The following is a 17,090-nucleotide window of genomic DNA, read 5'->3' as shown; positions in this document are numbered from 1 at the left end:
GTCAGCTTTTTTTATTTACAAAATGCATTTTTAATTTACGTAAACTGTGATCCTCTCAGGAAATAGCTTAAGGTGAAACCACAACCATTTTGGAAGCGTTTTCTTTGGAGGGGTCTACAATGACAGTAAATATAAGCGAAGCAGTAAAGTTACATGAACGATTAAACGGAAAAATTGAAATGACGAACAGAGCGTCTGCACAGAGCATGGAAGACTTAAGCCTCGTCTATACACCGGGCGTAGCGGATGTTTGTCTTGAAATTGAAAATGAGCCGGAGAAGGTGAATACGCTGACTGCGCGGGGAAGTATGATCGGTGTAGTGACAGATGGTTCTGCTGTTCTCGGACTGGGGGATATTGGCCCGAAAGCTGCGATGCCGGTAATGGAAGGCAAGTGCATGCTTTTTAAGGAATTTGCAGGGTTGAATGCGTTTCCAATCTGTCTGGATGAAAAGGACCCCGAGAAGCTGATCGAGATCATCAAATCGCTGGCACCTACTTTTGCAGGTATTAACCTGGAGGACATTTCAGCGCCCCGCTGCTTTGAAATTGAAGAGCGGCTGAAAGAGGAACTCGACATCCCGGTTTTTCATGATGATCAGCATGGCACGGCAATTGTGGTGCTTGCAGGTCTGATTAATGCCCTGAAGTATACAGGAAGATCAAGAAAAGAGACGAAAATCGTCATAAACGGTGCCGGAGCTGCGGGTATCTCAATCGCAAAACTGCTCCTGAGTGCTGGTTTTGTAAACATCACTCTCGTAAGCCTTGAAGGGATTGTGGCAAGTGGAGAGCCATGGCTGAACAGCGGTCAGGAAGAAATATCCCACTGGACCAATCTTAAAAATAAGCGTGGCACGCTCGATAACGTTATTGAAGATACAGATGTATTTATAGGAGTTTCGGCCGCAGGTGCCCTTCGCCCGTTACAAGTGAAGCGTATGGCAGAGCGTGCAATTATCTTTGCCCTGGCAAATCCCGAGCCGGAAATTTACCCGAAAGATGCGTATGAGTCGGGAGCAGAGATTGTGGCGACTGGGAGATCGGACTTTCCAAATCAGGTTAACAACCTGCTTGCATTTCCGGGTATCTTCCGTGGGGCTTTAAACGCAGGGGTGTCGGATATTACGGAGAATATGAAACTGGCGGCAGCAGAAGCGATTGCAGGAATGATACCGGATGAGGAGCTGAAACCATCCTGTATTATTCCGGGACCGCTGAATAAAGGTGTGGCAGAGGTAGTGGCTGATGCAGTTGGACACGCAGCGGAAAAGGGGGCTGAGCAGAATGGAGGCACTTAAGCGAACTGAGAAAAACGAAAACCAGCCCCTTCATACAGTACCGGAGGATCCAAAGAAAAATAAGAATGTTTCTGTTTTTAATATTCCTTTACCTGTATTTGCAGTCGTACTCGCACTGACGATTGCTGCAGTCTTCACGGAGGCACTGCCTGCAGGGATGATTGGAAGTCTGCTTGTAATGATGGTAATCGGGGAAGCCCTGGGCTGGATTGGTGACCGTACCCCTATCGTGAAAGGATACCTTGGGGGCGGTGCAATCGTGGCGATCTTCGGTTCGGCCTACCTTGTATACAGCGGCATTCTGCCGGAAACCATTGTGACACAGGTTGATGGGTTTATGACAACAGGCGGGTTTCTGGACTTCTATATTGCTGCACTCATCACAGGAAGTATTCTCGGCATGAATTCGCAGATGCTCGTTAAGATCGGCGTTCGCTACTTTGCACCTATCTTCGGTGCAATAATCGGGGCAGCCCTGCTCGCAGCTCTTATAGGGCAGCTCGTCGGGTTTACAATTCAGGATGCCGTTCTTGTTATTACGCTGCCAATTATGGGAGGCGGTATGGGTGCCGGAGCTGTACCGATGGCTCAGGTTTACTCAGAATTTCTTGGACAGCCGGCAAGCTACTATATTTCAATTCTCGTCCCTGCACTGGCTCTCGGTAACGTATTTGCCATTGTGCTGGCAAGCATGCTCCATAAACTTGGCCAGCGTGTACCGTCTCTTACCGGCAACGGAAAGCTGATGGACGGTTTTGAAGAAACAAAAACCACTTCCACATTCGATCTGAAAAAGCTCGGTGTCGGTGTGCTGGCTGCACTGATGTTTTTTACAGCAGGTCACCTCCTTGGGGCTGTTCTGCCGGTTCACCCGTATGCAATTATGATCCTGCTGGTAGCCGCAGTGAAAATTCTGAACCTGCTTCCTTCTTCTATTGTTGAAGGGGCAAGCCAGTGGTATCAGTTTGTAGCCCAGACATTCACACTTGCCCTTCTTTTCGGAATTGGGGTTGCGTACACAGATCTTGAAGCTGTACTGAATGCCCTGACCCTCCAGTATGTGCTGATTGTCTTTGGGGTTGTTGGCGGAGCGATGCTTGGAGCAGGTATTATTGGGCGGCTTGTTGGCTTTTACCCGATTGAATCGAGTATTACTGCAGGACTCTGTATGGCCAATATGGGTGGAACAGGTGATGTTGCTGTACTTTCTGCAGCGAAGCGTATGCAGCTGATGCCGTTTGCACAGATTGCCTCCCGTCTTGGCGGGGCTGTCATTCTGCTCATGGCAGGATTGTTAATAACCCTCTTTTAATAAAATGAGTATACCTTTTAGTCAGTAAATCGATCTTTTGCGTAGCTGACGCCAGTAGCGAGACTCCTGTGGCAGTGGCGAGCATCCGCATCATGCTTTAACTTCGAGGTGCTTCGACGTATTCTGCTTCAGAGCTGCACCTGCAGTGGAAGAAGCAGGGAGTCTTTTCGCCAGGCGAGACCCCGCAGGGCGAAGCTCGCGGAGGCTCGCCGGCACCGCCGCGGAAAGCGAGCGGTTGGCGTTCAGCGGAGCTAATAAAAACTGATGGAAGGGAATACACATTATTAATAATCTGTTTCAGGATAGCCGTCCGACATCCGGTCAATTGACCTTCGGACTAGGCCGGCTTAACAGTTTGTACAGAAGAATGATAAAACAGGAAGGCAGAAGCGGCGGCGTTTCTGTCTTCTTTTTAATGTGAGGAAAAAATCAGATCTGTCAGTCTGAAAAAGGGAGCGGAAAAAAGGATGGCACTGCAGATCGCATCAAACAGGTGGAAAAGCAGTATAAAAAGACGTATGATAATGAAAGGCATCAGCTGAAAAAACACGGTCCTGATAACCTGAAATACTTCCTTTTCAGGCCGGATAACTTACTATGCGGGAGCCAGGGAGTACTGTCTGTGCCAAAAACAAATCCATTACTGAAGAAATAAAAAAGGAGTTTTACACGTGCGCAACAAAATGGTGATCTTTTTACCGTTGTCTGTAATGATCGGCCTGTTTGTGTTCGGCTGGCTGACGGTTATGCAGACAGAGGAAGTTACAAACGAACAGCTTGAAAGTCATACGGAACTGAGTATTGAGTACGACATGCCTGAAAACCAGGTTCACGGCTCATGGAACTGGGAGGCGATGCCTTCTGACGGTATAGCCGGCGATGATTACATAGAGGTTGTTCTGCTGGACGAAGAGGGGAATGTTCTGCCTGGGGCTGCACTCGATGGTGTTGTGGAACTTGGTCAGAGTGATGAAATTCTTCATACCGCTGAGGCTGTCGGGAGCACTGATGACGGCCTGCTGTTTGAGTTTCCGAACCGCTCGGAGGATAATCTCACCTACGGGAATCGTGGAACGGTCACAGTCGATGTTGACGAACAGGCTGATATCCATGAAGCAGAAATCCGCTATGCCCACACATGGGTGGAGCATGAAGGGTTTGACGGGGATGCCCTGACGGGTGATCGTGTCAGTTTTACACCGGACATCCCGCACTGGATTATCAGACGGACGACTCTTTCAGCTGAAGGGGAATAGAGGTGATCCGGGGGCTTTCTTTTAACAGGGGTGTGATCTTCATCGGCCGCCGTTATGCAGCCTGTGGTGTACGCGAAAACGGACGCATTCGATCGTGGGTAAAACCGCTGTCACTTCCCGTCATGCTGCGCATTTCCTGGATGGTATACCGGGCGATGCCGCTCTGGTATCACCTGACTCTCTGGCTCCTCATTGCACTGGCTGCTTTACCTTATCTGATGGCGCCTTTTGCACCTGTTCCCGTCCTGCTTCCTGCAGGCACACTGATTTTATTTGCTGCCGGGACTCACTTTTATTTTCCCGGCGAACTGAAAAAGTTTCACGGGGGCCGAACACAAGGTTTTCAGCTACAGGGGAAAGGTCAGCCTGGCAAAGCGGAAGGAAATTGCAGAGGCGGACATTACGAACAGGCACTGTTCAACGAATGCAATTGTGATGTTTTTTGCGGTCTTTTTCATCGTAATGACCGGACTTATTCTTTACGGTTTTTCCTTTACCTCCGCAGTCGATTACAGCGCTGCAGCAGCCCTTTTATGCATGCCTTTTGCTGCTCTGTGGATTAATAGAACCGGTAATACTTTTCTTCACCGTTTTTTCCTTGGAATCTCGCGTTTTCTCCAGCTGAAAGTGACAACTTCCGAGCCTGATGAGCAGCATCTCAGAACGGCAATCCGTTCATACAGAAGACTGGCGTTTAAAGAGTCTCCACACAAGGTAAAGGAAAAGAGAAATACCATTACCAGAAGAAAGGAGCGATCACACATGGTCACAGCAGATGTGTCGATCATTCCCGTAGGGAAAAACACGACGAGCGAGTCAGATCAGATTGCGGAAATTGAAAAAGTATTGAAAGAGTATGAAGGTAAACTGACCTACAAGGTGCATGCCATGAGTACAGTCATTGATGCTGAGCTTCCGGTTCTGTTTGAAGTACTTGAGAAAGTTCACGAACTGCCGTTTAAGCAGGGAGTTGACCGTGTCTCGACAAGTATCCGGATTGATGACAGAAGAGACCGCCAGCAGTCAATGGAGGATAAGGAAGAAAGCGTAAAAGAGAAGGTTAACCGGTAGGCGGTTAATACAGGGATGTTCCTGCGGGAGCATCCCTGTTTTATGTGGATCGGAAAATGCTGCATCCTCCGTGCAGAAAACAGCGGAGCAGGATCGTAAAAATGCAGATAAAAAAGATGCCTCAATGAGTTAACATTGAGACATCTTCTGTAGACTTACATAATAGCTGCGCCACCACCGCGGGTAATATAAGCAAATAGTGACATTACCGAGAACCAGCCGAATACAGCAACTGTTACGGCTGCGAATCCAACCGCGAAGAAATTCTTCTTTTTGAATTCACGAAAAAGTCCCCAGAGGGAAAAGATCGTGATGAGCAGGCAGATCGTCGCGAAAGTCATGTTGGTAATATGGGTAACCAGATTCTCCATCATTTTGCCTCCTTACATATGTAAATCTTTAAATACCTTATCTGATTATAGCATAACCTGAGTGCATTTATATTTTACTCGTTTTTTTTCTTTTTGTCGAGAAGTACCTGCAATCTTTGGAAAAGACAGTCTGTCCGTTGTACAATGATGAAAAGACTGATGAAGGAGGTAGTAATATGAAGGTTACAAGAATTCCTCTGGGACCGCTCCAGACCAATGGATTTCTTATACATAATGAAGAAAAGGAAGCTGTTTTCTTTGATCCGGGCAGTGACGGGGAAAAAGTGGTTTCACTGCTGAAAGAAGAGGAACTTACACTCAGGGCCGTGGTGCTCACTCACGCACATTTCGATCACATCGGAGGCGTTGAGGCTATTCAGAAGGAGCTTGGTGTACCGGTATATGTTCATGAGAAGGAAGCTGAATGGCTGAAGGACCCGGGCCGCAACGGATCGGCTCTGTTTCCCGGCATTCCCGAAATTTCAGTGAGCGGGGAGGTCAGTACGTTAAGCGGGGAAGGAAAGGTTACGTTTGGTCCGTTTGAATTCGACATGCTGGAGACCCCCGGCCACTCACCGGGAAGCCTGAGTTTTTATTCACCGGAAAACCGGGTTATTTTTTCGGGCGATGTGCTGTTCCAGGGTGGAATCGGCAGGACGGACCTCCCCGGCGGTGATCATGACACGCTCCTGAACTCCATTCACACTAAACTCCTTGATCTTCCTGACGAAACGGTGGTTGCTAACGGGCATGGGCCCGAAACGACGATTGGAACAGAAAAAGAGACGAACCCCTTTCTGAATGGATTTTAGGGATAATAGAGATGAAATAGCGGCGCTGCCTGCTCGTGCAGCGTCTTTTTTTTTATGTCTGAATAATTTACTGCAAAGGTAATCCCCTATGCCGCAGCGAATAAATATCCAGGGGGTGCTGAAGTTGGAGGCGATCCGTTCTCTTATCAGAAACAGCAGTGACAATGCAATCAGTTTTGCCAGGTTCATGGAAAAAGCTCTTTACGATGAAACGGGCGGATATTATACAAAACCCAGAGTGAAAGTCGGGAGCCGGGGGGATTTCTACACGAGTCCTCACGTACATCCGGTTTTCGCGTGGACGTTTGGCCGCTTTTTTGCAGGAGTGATTCGTACAGAATCTCTTCGCCCGGCTGTCTGCGAATGGGGTGCGGGCGATGGGGCATTTGCATCGGGTGTTCTGGATTACATGAAAAAGCATGAACCGGATCTCTATCGGGAAATGTCGTATACAGTTATTGAGCAGAGCCCTCACCATAGAGAGCTTCTGAACCGGAATTTATCAGGTCACATAAACAAAGTATATATTTTCAGTGATCCGGAGGAGTGCAGAAAGCAGTTTCCGGGTCTTGAAGGAATCGTATTCTCAAATGAGCTGCTCGATGCTTTCCCGGTTCATGTGGTGGAAAACATCGGCGGAGTGATTCACGAATCTTTTGTAACGGAAGGGTCTGAGGGGCAGTTTGAGGAAGTGAAAAAGCCGTGCGTAAACGGGGAGATTCTGGACTGGCTGAAAACATACGGACCCGAGCTGCCTGAAGGACACAGAACAGAAATTGCCCCTGAAGTCAAAGACTGGATTAGCAGCGTGTGTGACTGGCTTGCAAGAGGTGTAACTGTTACTGTCGATTACGGCTATACAGGAGAGGAACTCGTCTCCCCGGAGCTCCGGCACGGCTCGTTAAGGGGCTACAGGGAACACAGAATGGTAACCGATCCCCTTGCTTTTCCGGGGGGAATGGATCTTACCTCCCACGTGCACTGGGATACAGTCTGCCGTCTGTTTAAAGATAATGATATGAACCTCGAAATAAATGAAAAGCAGGGAAGATTTCTGACAAAGGCGGGCATTCTTTCCTTTGTGGAGCAGACGGACGGGGCTGGTAATCCTTTTTCAGGTGCAATCAGGCAGAACCGTGCTGTAGCGTCTCTCACGGCTCCTGCCGGTACGGCCCGGGCCTTTTCAGTGAATGTTCATTCGAAGAACCTCACGGGGCAGAAAAGCTGGCCGTATTTTAAAGAGGATCCATACTCCTTAAAAAAGGATAAAAGCATGACAGAATAACGAAAAAGACCCCGGCAGGAAAGCCGGGGTCCTTTTTGCATCGTAACCGCTGATCCTTAGTGCTCGCCAAGACCGGGCACCATGATGAACGTTGTGTAGTAGGTAAATCCGATGAAAAACACAGTTAAGTATGCTCCAAAGATATAGATGTACGTACGTTCCGACAGGTTCAGATAGCTGAGTGCAATAAATACACCCGTCTGTGCAAAGAACAGCATCGCCATTTCGTACATAGAACCTACGAAAAACAAAACGGCAAAGATTCCTGTCCAGAAACCGAGTACACGATACATGCGTTCCACGATGCATCCCTCCTTTTATGTAGCTGGCAGCTGCTGATGTTAGTATGCATAATTGAATACACTTTATTATAGACCGAATAGAAAGCTTTGTAAATTAAAACTGCAGGAATTGTTTCTATATGGCGGTAATTCTCGGGCAGGGACTGCAGGACTTGTGCCAATAGAGCAGCAGGAAAAGAAACCGGCATTGCCGGGACCCGGTTTTATTCAGCCTTTTCAGTATAGCCGGAGGCCGATTTTTAGTGGACCGTTCTATTATGACAATTTTGTGACATAAACCGGCACAGGATGCGTTCGGGCACTGAGTGCGATGTCAAAGAACCGTCAACTGTGCCGAAACAGGAGGAAAAACTTTTTGGACTATGCCGTATATCAGGAAGGAAATATGTTTAACAGGGTAGAATTTAAGGTAAAGGAATCTTAAATGACTTTTTTAAATGTGAATGTAACTACAAAGAAATGGGAGGATGTTAGTTATGAGCAAAATGGATACCAAGGATTTCATTATCGGAGCAGTAGTAGGAAGCATTATCGGGGCGTCGGCAGCAATGCTGTCAGCACCGAAATCAGGCAGGGAACTTCGTGCCGACATTAACAAGCAGGCGACCAATGCGAAAGACAGGACAATCGAATTTACCAATACGGCGAAGGAAAAAGGAAATGAGTACTCGCAGCTTGCAAAGGAGAAATCCGGTGAGTGGACTGAAGCTGCCCGTGAGCAGTGGGGCCGTGTTGCAGACAGAGCAAACCGTCTTGGTGATAAGGCATCCGACCTCGGGGACGAGCTTTCCACTGATGTGAAGGATCTCGTTGAGGAAGAAAAAGGTGAAGGGGAAAAGCTGGCCAAGCAGGTGATCCAGGAAATCGAGGAAACTCGGGATAAACTGAAGGAAGAAGCTTCTGAAGCGAAAAGCAAATAATACTTAACGCACCGGCCTTTCATGGGCCGGTGTTTTAAATTGCTGTTTTCGAATACAGGGAGCAAACCGATTTCCGCAGAGAGCGTCTGCCTGCAGCGCATAATAAATGAGAGCTTTGATTAAGGGGATAATATGTACAGCGAAGCACATACTTATTTTCCGGGCAATTCTGTAATCTTTATTTATGGCTTTGTTCGTATAGATTGTTGCTATTGACCAAATTAATTATGGAGCGAAGGGCGGCGACTCCAGCGACGAGCGTTTACTCCGTGATTAATCTTCGAGTTGCTTCGACGTACCCGACTGCGAAGCTTAACTGGCAGAGGAAGAAGCAGGAATTTCTCCCGGCTGAAGCGATGCCCGCGGAAAGCGTCGGCCTGCAGCATCATAAATAAACAATTTTTTCGAAAACAGCTTTATTTATACAGCAGCAAAAAAAGCCGATGATCGAATCATCGGCTTTTTATGTATGGCTGAGGAGGCAGGGATCGAACCTGCGATCACGGAGTCAAAGTCCGTTGCCTTACCACTTGGCTACACCCCATTGCGGCTACAGAAAATAGGATGTGCGAACCGGAAAAAAATATGCAGAAAAAAGAAGGGTTTTTCGGGTTTTTGTCGAATGTATAACTGGTGTAAAGAAGAATGAAAACAAATGGCCGTAAGAACTAATCCAGAAAGGACGGTGAAAGCCTTGGAAGTTGAACGGCTGACCCGCTCGGTCCTTCACAGCGCTGCCGGGCTCAGGGCATCGGATATTCACATACTGCCCAGACGCGACGGCGGAATCATCCGCTGCAGAATCAGCGGCGAGCTTGAAGACATGCAGCACATCTCCTCGGAATTTCTCCAGAAAATGATTGCCCACCTGAAATTTCTCTCCGGTATGGATATTGGCGAGCGAAGGCGCCCCCAGAACAGCTCTTTTGAAATATACCTGAAAGATACTCTTTATGCCTTAAGGCTTTCCACATTCCCCATGACATTTTCAGAAACGATGGTCGTCAGAATGCATCGCCAGGCGACGCCTGAACCGCTGAAATCACTTACCCTTTTTCCTTCACAGGCAGTCAGGCTGAAAGGATTCACAACACTGCCCCACGGACTGATCCTCCTGTGTGGTCCCACAGGATCAGGAAAAACCACCACCCTTTATTCCTTAATGCACGAAATGACGAACGGTGAAAAACGAAACATTATCACTCTTGAAGATCCCGTTGAACAGCAGCACGATCAGTTTCTGCAGATGGAGGTCAACGAGAAAGCCGGAGTCACATATGCCCATGGCCTGAAAAATGTTTTGAGGCACGACCCGGACGTCATCATGCTGGGTGAAATACGGGACGATGAGTCAGCCCGGATGGCGGTCAGGGCAGCCATGACAGGGCATCTGGTTCTGAGTACTCTCCACGCTTCGTCTCCATCTGCTGCTGTCCGTCGCCTGGAAGAGTTCGGGATCAGTCAGTCTGATATCTCCGAAACGCTTACAGCCGTCTGTGTACAGACCCTTGTCAGGCTCGCCTGTCCCTACTGCAGCAGTACATGTGACGCTTACTGCCGAAAAGGAAGGAAGCGCGCTGCACTGTTTGATATATTAAGCGGGGATGAACTCCAGCGAACAATTGCCGGATGCGGTCCCGTGCCTCCAAAAATCGGCCTTCTGATGAAAAAGGCGTATGCACTCGGATACTTAAGCGGATCTGAAATTGAAAAGTGGGTGAAGCGGATCGATGTTATTGGGAAAAAGACGACCATTTAAAGACGACCGGGAAAGGGGAGAATGGCTTCAGCAGACAGCTTCCCTGGTGGGAGAAGGGTATCCGCTGAAAGAAGCCCTTGAAATTGTCGGCGGTTATTACAGCGGCCCGGCAGGTGATGCTATAAAAACGATGGTCCAGGCACTCAGGCAGGGGGAACCTTTTTCTCTCTCGCTGGACGATTTCGGTTATCCGAAGGAAGTCAGCAACTACCTTCTGATGATGGAAAGACACGGTGATTTTCAGGAAGGGCTGAAAACGGCAGCAGAGCTCTGCCTGATCCGCCACGATCTGAAAGAAGAAGCGCGAAAAGTGCTTCAGTATCCGCTCTTCATGTTTTTTGGATTAATCATTCTCGTTACGTTTGTCCTTCGCACAGTTATTCCTCAGTTTGAGCAGTTCTTCAGTCAGACAGGAGCGGAACTGCCCTTCATCTCCGGCTTCCTGTTTTCCTTCCTTCGCATGATAGACCTTCCTTTAATCATCGTGTTCCTTTTACTTTTAGCTGCAGCCGGGAAAGTTGTCGGCTTGACTCCCGTCAAAGTTAAAATCCGGCTGCTCAGTTCGCTTCCGTTTGTAAGGAACTACATCAGACTCCTTTTTACCTACCTGTTTGTTTCCCAGATTTCTCCCGTCCTGAACAACGGGCTTTCCCTGAATGAATGTCTTCTGCTGATCAGAAAGGACAGTCTTTTTCCTGTGTTCAGGCACGAAGCCGGTCTTATACATGCCGGGCTTCAGAACGGCACCTCCTTTTCGGATCTTCTTCGCTCCAGGGCTCTGTTTGAACCGCAGCTTGCTTCTGTTGCTGCACTTGGCGAAAAGAGAGGCAGAACCGGGGATGAGCTTGAAAGGTACAGCCGATTTCTTAAAGTAAGGCTTACTTACAGCTTCAGCCGTCTCTTTCAAAAACTTCAGCCCCTGCTGTACGGCGTGATCGGACTTGTCATGCTATTGATGTTTGTATCGCTTATGATGCCGGTTTTTCAGCTTACTGAACTCTGGTGAAGAGAGTCGGAAAGGAGGTGAACATATGAAAACACCGCAAAAGCACAGCAGAAGCCGGGAAGCCGGTTTTACACTCATCGAGATGGTAATCGTTCTGATGATTATCAGTGTGCTTCTTCTTATCGCTGTACCGTCCCTGTCAAAAAATACACAAGTTGCCCAGGACAGAGGTTGTGATGCCACGGTCGAGCTGCTTCAGGGGCAGGTAGGGGCGTATAAAGTCAATGAGGAGAAGGAACTGAACAATCTTAATGAACTGGTTAGTGAGAATTACGTGGAAACCATCTCCTGTCCTGATGGAACGGAATTAAGCCTGGTAAATGGAAAGGTGGTAAGACCGTCAGGTGCGGAATGATGAAAAAGGCTACACACTGACTGAAATGCTGATCGTGCTTGCCGTCCTGTCTGTGCTTGTGCTGATAGCTGCCCCGGCCTATAAACTGCCGGAAAAAAGCGAAGAAGCCGCGTTTATCTCTGTTTTTGAAAGTGATTTGTATGAAGCACAGATTCGTGCCTTAGCGGACGGGAAACCGGTGCATTTTCTTTTTGACAACAGCAGCAGCCGGTACACGATCCGTCAGGATCTGGAGGTAGTAAACGTAAGGTCCTTTCCGGAGGGACTCGTTTTTCAGGAGCGTACACTCGGCCCGCGGGATCTCAGGTATACTGCGAACGGTGACATTTACAAAGCGGGTTCCTTTATTTTCAGGTCGGAGGACGGCAGCGGTTACCGCTTTGTTTTTCCGTTTCTGAGAGGGAGGTTTTACCATGAGAGACTGTAACGGATTTACACTGACCGAGGTTCTTGCCGCTCTCGTACTTTTTGCGGTGATCGGGGGAACGCTGGTGCCGGTCTACTGGCATTTTCAGCTGGAGCAGGAACGTCTGCGACAGGAACGGTTTATCGCCGGTAAACTGTACGATTTTGCACAGATTTACAGGCACGAAGGGACAAAAAGCAGTTCATTTACGGCAGGTGGATTTTACTATCCTGTCAGCTGGGTCAGAGAGGGGAGCGAATGGAGAATGTGTGTGGAGTGGGAATATGAGGGATTTGAGGTGTGCCTTCATGTTCCGGTTCAGGAATGAAGGCGGCTTTACTTTAACTGAAGTCATTCTCGGTCTGTTGATTACCAGTGTGATGGTTACCGTGCTTATGGGCACATTTGCTGCTTTATTGAAAGGGGAAGAGCTGGGGCAAAGAGACTACAGCCGTGCTGCAGAGCTGTTTTTCATGCAGTTTAAACCCTACCTGCTCCAGAGCAGCGGGTATTCTGTCAGTCCCGACCAGCGATCACTTGAACTGGTGACGATCCGAAGCGGCAGTCCCGAACAGTCGTCTTTTATTCACCATAACCAGAGAATTGTAAGGCAGGTAAACGGCCAGGGTTACGATATTTTCCTGGAGCAGGTAATTTCGGCGTATTTTGAAGAGGTGCAGGGCGGCATCAGGCTGACAGTGGAGCTTTCTGATGGCCGTGATTACTCGAGGCAGTTCAGAAGGCCGGAACACGGAGGGATCGGCAGTGAACCGGAATGATAGAGGGTTTATCCTGTTTCTTACTGCGGGCATGCTCGTTCTCCTCAGTGCAGGGATTCTCCAGCTGGCAGCTTCAGCAGCGGCAGAAAGGGAGTTTAATTATTATCACCGTGAGATGATCATAGCCGATCACCTGCTGATGACTGGAGCCTGGCATGTAACCGGATTGCTTCTTTCCGGAGAAGGTGATACGTTAGCCTCAGGTAAGGTGAAGACCGGAGACGGATCAGTCAGTTACACGATCGAGCGTATCAGTGACACCATACACTGCATACGCCTGGAAGGTACCACTCATAAAGGGTCTACCCGATCGGCTGTCTTTAAGTGGGATCCGGTTACGGGAGCAGTGGAAGACTGGAGAGAAGGAAGTGCAGTGCGATGACACAGAGCGGAAATATCTACTTAACGGGATTTATGGGTGCCGGAAAAACGACAGCGGGGAAGCTGCTGGCTAAAAAAACCGGACTCGGGTTTGTGGACCTCGATGAGTTTATCGTCAGACAGACAGGGCAGGCAATTCCGGAGATTTTTAAACAAACAGGCGAAAAAGGTTTCCGGGAGCTGGAGACGGAGACTCTTAAAAGTCTTAAAGGAAAGCAGGCGGTTGTTTCAACAGGCGGAGGTGCGGTGGAAACACCGGATAATCTGATTTTTATGAAAGAAAGCGGATATACGGTTTTTCTTGATGCTCCGTTTGAGGTGCTTTACGAAAGAATCAGACTGGATCCGAACCGGCCGCTTGTCAGTCTGGATCAGGCTGAGCTGGAAAAAAGGTATGAAAAACGCCGGGAGGCTTATGAAACTGCGGATCTGACGATACAGACGAAGGGCCTGTCCCCGAGGGAAATAGTCAGGATTGCTGCGGATGGGTATTACAGCAGGTAAAGAGAGCTGGCTTCTCCTTAAGAAAAGAATATTCCCGATCTGAATAATTCCGTTCGAATCGGGTTAAACTGAAGAGGAAATTTTCAGGCAGGTGAGGTTCATGAAAACCAACGATTATGTAAAATTTGTAACACAGCAGTTTGTAACATATGCCGAGCAGCCAAAGAGCGAACGTGTGAAACGGCGGCAGGAAAAAAAAGAAGCGAGACCGCCCCTTCTTCATCACTGGTTCGGTCTGCTGCCGTTTGCCCTGTTTCTGTTTTACTCCAAAAACAAACAGCGTCTCGCCAGGCGTTCATAAAATGAAATTTTGACCTGAAAGGCGGCGGACCGTCTCTCAGGTCTTTTTTCAGTGTCTGCTGCTGTGCAGGGAAAGCTGTTCCCCGCTTTATTACCAGTGCTGTCTGAACCTTTTAACATTCAGTGGATGCTGATGAAGGTAAAAGAGGCCACCGTTTATAACGGAGATCGTTACCACGGGGCTGTACTGGCGTTCGATGGCTTCCTTTTCGCTGTGGTAACTGTCCGGCAGTTCCTCTGAATCACTGTAAAATCCTCTCAGAAGTTCAATATCCTCACGCATTTTTGCAAAAGCTTCCTCCGCCCACGTATGGTTCTCCTGCCTGATAAGCCGTTCGGTCTGCTCCCGGATTCTTTCCACTCCGGAAACGGGGCGGATCAGGGGACTCACTGTAAAACAGTAGTCCGGAATTTCAGGTTCAAGAGGGTAAAACTTCAGGTGATTGTAAAACCCTTCTATCATTTCCCCGTTTGTCAGACAGAGGCCCACCGAAAACAGACGGTCCCGTTTTTTTTCCGCTTCGTAGGAGATTTTCATATTCATATTGAGCCACGGCTGAAGCGGGAGTGACTGGACGGAGAGATTGTTCCGTGCCACTTTTTCATACATCCGCACGTGGGATCCGAGCTCTTTTGTAAGATTAAACACCTGATGAAGGCGGGGAGAGCCGAAGTGAATCGCCTCGGCTTTTCTCTCGTAACGTTTGTTTATGTCTTCGGGTGCTGCATTTTCGTCGGTGACGACTGTCATTTTCCACGGGTTGGGGACACCGCCGATTTTTTCGAGATACTGCCAGTAAAACGGCCGGTTCATGAGTGCTTTGTCCATATCCACACTGAGCTGTATGTGGAGGTGACCGGGGCTTTCCTCGAGCACCGGGCTGTCGTTTTCGTCAAAGAATGTTTTCAGGTATTTATGCACGTCCTCCTGCAGCACGGCTTTCCACCTCCTCGTTTCCTGACTCGATACAGGCAGTCAGGTTCTCAAGCTTGATGCGGACCTCTCCATCTGACTCCGAATGGTTCAGGATATTTGAAATATGTGTCTCAAGCTCTTCCTCACGCATTTTTTCAAGTATATCGTCCAGTTTTCCGATGACTTCCTCAAACAGGCCGATCTTCTGGTACAGCGTTCGCAGAATGTGATCCTCAACTGTGTTCTGAACGGAAAAGTTGTAAATATTAACGTCCTGTTCCTGTCCGAGCCTGTGAATCCGTCCGATCCGCTGCTCAATCCGCATCGGGTTCCATGGAAGGTCATAATTGATCATGTGATGGCAGAACTGGAGGTTGATCCCTTCACCCCCGGCCTCTGTGGCAATCAGTACCTGGGCACGGTCTTTGAACAGCTGCTTCATCCAGTCTTTTTTGCTCCGCTTAAATCCGCCGCGGAACGGGACAGCTTTAATGCCGTGCTGGGCAAAGTACCATTGCAGGTAGAGCTGGGTGGCACGGTACTCGGTAAATATAATGACTTTATCATCAATTTTCTGCACCATCTCGAGGGCCTTTTCCGCTTTGGCATGGCGTGTGACATTCTGCACCATTTCCATTATGCCTTCGAGCTCTGTTTTTAAAGCAGGTGCCATTTCCTCCTGTTCAAGGAGACCTTTCAGCGTCATATAGACAGCTTCACGGCTGGAACAGCACTCGCGCTGAAGGGTCAGGACGGTAAAAGGGAAGATGCTCCATTCGTGTGTTTTGTTCCACCTTCTCTTTAAAGCGGTTACCGCATTGTACAGTTCCATCTCTTCGTCCGAAAATTCAATTTCAACGGTTTTAACGATACGCTTCGGCCAGTCCATTGCAGAATCAGACCGGCGGTTGCGGATCATCACCTTCTGCACGAGCTGCCTGAGTTCCTCATGCTGATCCGCGTCTTTGAATTCTTTAGTAAAACCTTCCTCGTTTCCGAGGTGACCGGGTTTTAGAATACTGATGAGGTGGAAAACCTCACTCAGTTTATTCTGTACCGGTGTGGCTGTCAGAAGAAGACAGAATTTCTTTTTAAGTCCGCGTACAAACTGATAGTTTTTAGTGTTCTTATTCTTCAGCTTGTGAGCCTCGTCGATGATGATCATATCGTAATCCTGTTCGTAGATCACCGAACGGTGGGGCTCCCGTTTGGCTGTATCAATGGAACTTACGATCACATCGCAGCTTTCCCAGACGTACGATTTCCGCTGTTCCACAGCAGGGATGAAGAATTTACTGTTCAGCTCACTGCACCACTGGGTAACAAGAGACGCCGGAACGAGGATGAGCACTTTTTTTACGAGGCCGCGAATCATATATTCTTTGAGAATCAGACCTGCCTCGATTGTTTTTCCAAGCCCCACTTCATCCGCAAGAATCGCTTTTCCGTTCATTTCCGTCAGCACACGCTCCGCAGCTTCCAACTGGTGCGGGAAGATGGAAAGGTGGGGAAGATGCTTGGGTGCTTCAAGTCCATCAAAATCATTGATTACAAGATGCTGTTCAGCCTGAAGAGCAAGCCTGAACAGATTCCAGTTCGACCAGGGGCCGTTCTGGGAAAGACGGGACGAAAAACTGTCGCTCCATGTCCGGTCAAAAGACAACTCAGGCATATTCACGGCGTTAACCCCTTTCTGCTTTTGTACTCTGCAAATGAAATGGTGTTTCAATTTAAAATTGTCCCGCGATTATATTGCCAACTAAAAATAAAAAATGATACGATAGAGGCGCAGGATCAGTCAGTATGGATCTTTAGACTATCTTTTCCTGAAAGCCCGTTTTCTATGACGTGGAATTACATATGTGCGAATGAAAGCAAGGGGAGAGATCGGCCGCAGCAGCGGCCGGCGCCGAAGGAGCAAGCAGAGGGGATCTGTGAATCTCTCAGGCAAAAAGACTCTTGCCAGACGCAACTCTGGAAAGCTTCCTTCCCTTTGGGGAAGGACACCCATGGGGACAGTTTCGGACCCTCTTTAAATGGTCCGGAAGAAAACT

At 48.5% G+C, this 17,090-nt stretch carries 20 protein-coding genes, 1 tRNA gene, 1 pseudogene and 1 riboswitch; of the genes and pseudogenes, 17 read left to right on the top strand and 5 right to left on the bottom strand.

The window, feature by feature from the left end; translation table 11 throughout:
- The first annotated feature begins 119 nt into the window (after nt 1-119).
- From FGB90_RS05765 to FGB90_RS20085, 5 genes and pseudogenes are all read left to right on the top strand, one after another.
- Nucleotides 120-1,301: an NAD(P)-dependent malic enzyme gene (locus FGB90_RS05765; protein WP_138809575.1), complete on the top strand. Its 1,182-nt coding sequence runs from the start codon at nt 120-122 to the stop codon at nt 1,299-1,301.
- A complete protein-coding gene (locus FGB90_RS05760) occupies nt 1,288-2,613 on the top strand; it encodes a 2-hydroxycarboxylate transporter family protein (RefSeq protein ID WP_138809574.1) in 1,326 nt (441 codons plus the stop codon). The genes FGB90_RS05765 and FGB90_RS05760 overlap by 14 nt, the downstream gene beginning before the upstream one ends.
- A 671-nt stretch (nt 2,614-3,284) precedes the next feature.
- On the top strand, nt 3,285-3,869 hold the full coding sequence (locus FGB90_RS05755) for a hypothetical protein (protein ID WP_138809573.1): 585 nt from the start codon (nt 3,285-3,287) through the stop codon (nt 3,867-3,869).
- Between the two features lie 330 nt (nt 3,870-4,199).
- A pseudogene (locus FGB90_RS20090) lies at nt 4,200-4,547 on the top strand (DUF1385 domain-containing protein); the annotation flags it as partial.
- A gap of 84 nt (nt 4,548-4,631) precedes the next feature.
- Complete coding sequence (locus FGB90_RS20085; protein ID WP_171051745.1) at nt 4,632-4,940, top strand: MTH1187 family thiamine-binding protein; 309 nt, start codon at nt 4,632-4,634, stop codon at nt 4,938-4,940.
- A 155-nt stretch (nt 4,941-5,095) separates the two neighbouring features.
- Here FGB90_RS20085 and FGB90_RS05745 read toward each other — a convergent pair whose 3' ends face one another.
- On the bottom strand, nt 5,096-5,314 hold the full coding sequence (locus FGB90_RS05745) for a DUF2759 domain-containing protein (protein WP_306419220.1): 219 nt from the start codon (nt 5,312-5,314) through the stop codon (nt 5,096-5,098).
- A gap of 173 nt (nt 5,315-5,487) precedes the next feature.
- On the opposite strand from FGB90_RS05745, the gene FGB90_RS05740 reads away from it, so the two are divergent.
- Together FGB90_RS05740 and FGB90_RS05735 are read left to right on the top strand one after the other, a co-directional pair.
- Entirely contained in the window at nt 5,488-6,123 is a 636-nt protein-coding gene (locus FGB90_RS05740; protein WP_138809571.1) for an MBL fold metallo-hydrolase, read from the top strand.
- A gap of 124 nt (nt 6,124-6,247) precedes the next feature.
- On the top strand, nt 6,248-7,408 hold the full coding sequence (locus FGB90_RS05735) for a class I SAM-dependent methyltransferase (RefSeq protein WP_171051711.1): 1,161 nt from the start codon (nt 6,248-6,250) through the stop codon (nt 7,406-7,408).
- A 56-nt stretch (nt 7,409-7,464) separates the two neighbouring features.
- Here the strand turns inward: FGB90_RS05735 and FGB90_RS05730 are convergent, their stop codons facing one another.
- Nucleotides 7,465-7,710 (bottom strand): DUF2626 domain-containing protein, encoded by a 246-nt coding sequence (locus FGB90_RS05730; RefSeq protein WP_138809569.1) that lies wholly within the window; start codon nt 7,708-7,710, stop codon nt 7,465-7,467.
- A 476-nt stretch (nt 7,711-8,186) separates the two neighbouring features.
- Between FGB90_RS05730 and FGB90_RS05725 the strand changes: the two genes are divergently transcribed.
- Nucleotides 8,187-8,630: a YtxH domain-containing protein gene (locus FGB90_RS05725; RefSeq protein ID WP_138809568.1), complete on the top strand. Its 444-nt coding sequence runs from the start codon at nt 8,187-8,189 to the stop codon at nt 8,628-8,630.
- A 470-nt stretch (nt 8,631-9,100) separates the two neighbouring features.
- On the opposite strand, the gene FGB90_RS05720 is transcribed toward FGB90_RS05725, so the two are convergent.
- Nucleotides 9,101-9,174: transfer RNA gene (locus FGB90_RS05720), tRNA-Gln, on the bottom strand.
- Between the two features lie 150 nt (nt 9,175-9,324).
- On the opposite strand from FGB90_RS05720, the gene comGA reads away from it, so the two are divergent.
- The 9 genes from comGA to FGB90_RS05675 all read left to right on the top strand — a co-directional run bounded on the left by comGA (nt 9,325) and on the right by FGB90_RS05675 (nt 14,121).
- A complete protein-coding gene (gene comGA / locus FGB90_RS05715) occupies nt 9,325-10,389 on the top strand; it encodes a competence type IV pilus ATPase ComGA (RefSeq protein ID WP_246056060.1) in 1,065 nt (354 codons plus the stop codon).
- Nucleotides 10,361-11,395: a type II secretion system F family protein gene (locus FGB90_RS05710; protein ID WP_138809566.1), complete on the top strand. Its 1,035-nt coding sequence runs from the start codon at nt 10,361-10,363 to the stop codon at nt 11,393-11,395. The genes comGA and FGB90_RS05710 overlap by 29 nt, the downstream gene beginning before the upstream one ends.
- A gap of 25 nt (nt 11,396-11,420) precedes the next feature.
- Nucleotides 11,421-11,750: a competence type IV pilus major pilin ComGC gene (gene comGC / locus FGB90_RS05705; RefSeq protein WP_138809565.1), complete on the top strand. Its 330-nt coding sequence runs from the start codon at nt 11,421-11,423 to the stop codon at nt 11,748-11,750.
- Nucleotides 11,740-12,177, top strand: a complete 438-nt coding sequence (gene comGD, locus FGB90_RS05700) for a competence type IV pilus minor pilin ComGD (RefSeq protein ID WP_138809564.1) — start codon at nt 11,740-11,742, stop codon at nt 12,175-12,177. Before comGC ends, comGD begins: the two co-directional genes overlap by 11 nt.
- Complete coding sequence (locus FGB90_RS05695; RefSeq protein WP_138809563.1) at nt 12,164-12,484, top strand: type II secretion system protein; 321 nt, start codon at nt 12,164-12,166, stop codon at nt 12,482-12,484. The genes comGD and FGB90_RS05695 overlap by 14 nt, the downstream gene beginning before the upstream one ends.
- Nucleotides 12,465-12,935, top strand: coding sequence for a competence type IV pilus minor pilin ComGF (locus tag FGB90_RS05690; RefSeq protein WP_138809562.1), 471 nt, complete (start codon nt 12,465-12,467; stop codon nt 12,933-12,935). Before FGB90_RS05695 ends, FGB90_RS05690 begins: the two co-directional genes overlap by 20 nt.
- On the top strand, nt 12,922-13,317 hold the full coding sequence (comGG, locus tag FGB90_RS05685) for a competence type IV pilus minor pilin ComGG (protein WP_171051710.1): 396 nt from the start codon (nt 12,922-12,924) through the stop codon (nt 13,315-13,317). Before FGB90_RS05690 ends, comGG begins: the two co-directional genes overlap by 14 nt.
- A complete protein-coding gene (locus FGB90_RS05680) occupies nt 13,314-13,820 on the top strand; it encodes a shikimate kinase (RefSeq protein ID WP_138809560.1) in 507 nt (168 codons plus the stop codon). The genes comGG and FGB90_RS05680 overlap by 4 nt, the downstream gene beginning before the upstream one ends.
- A gap of 100 nt (nt 13,821-13,920) precedes the next feature.
- Nucleotides 13,921-14,121: a YqzE family protein gene (locus tag FGB90_RS05675; RefSeq protein ID WP_138809559.1), complete on the top strand. Its 201-nt coding sequence runs from the start codon at nt 13,921-13,923 to the stop codon at nt 14,119-14,121.
- 90 nt (nt 14,122-14,211) lie between these two features.
- On the opposite strand, the gene FGB90_RS05670 is transcribed toward FGB90_RS05675, so the two are convergent.
- Together FGB90_RS05670 and FGB90_RS05665 are read right to left on the bottom strand one after the other, a co-directional pair.
- Nucleotides 14,212-15,057, bottom strand: coding sequence for a YqhG family protein (locus FGB90_RS05670; protein ID WP_138809558.1), 846 nt, complete (start codon nt 15,055-15,057; stop codon nt 14,212-14,214).
- Nucleotides 15,035-16,708 carry a DEAD/DEAH box helicase gene (locus FGB90_RS05665; RefSeq protein ID WP_138810045.1) on the bottom strand — a complete coding sequence of 558 codons (1,674 nt, stop codon included), beginning with the start codon at nt 16,706-16,708 and terminating at the stop codon, nt 15,035-15,037. Before FGB90_RS05665 ends, FGB90_RS05670 begins: the two co-directional genes overlap by 23 nt.
- Nucleotides 16,709-16,904: 196 nt before the next feature.
- Nucleotides 16,905-17,005: riboswitch (glycine riboswitch) on the top strand.
- Nucleotides 17,006-17,090: the final 85 nt, after the last annotated feature.

Source organism: Alteribacter natronophilus, assembly GCF_006007885.1.
In the GTDB taxonomy this organism is placed as follows: Bacteria; Bacillota; Bacilli; order Bacillales; family Salisediminibacteriaceae; genus Alteribacter; species Alteribacter natronophilus.
This window is presented reverse-complemented; position numbering and strand designations above follow the sequence as displayed.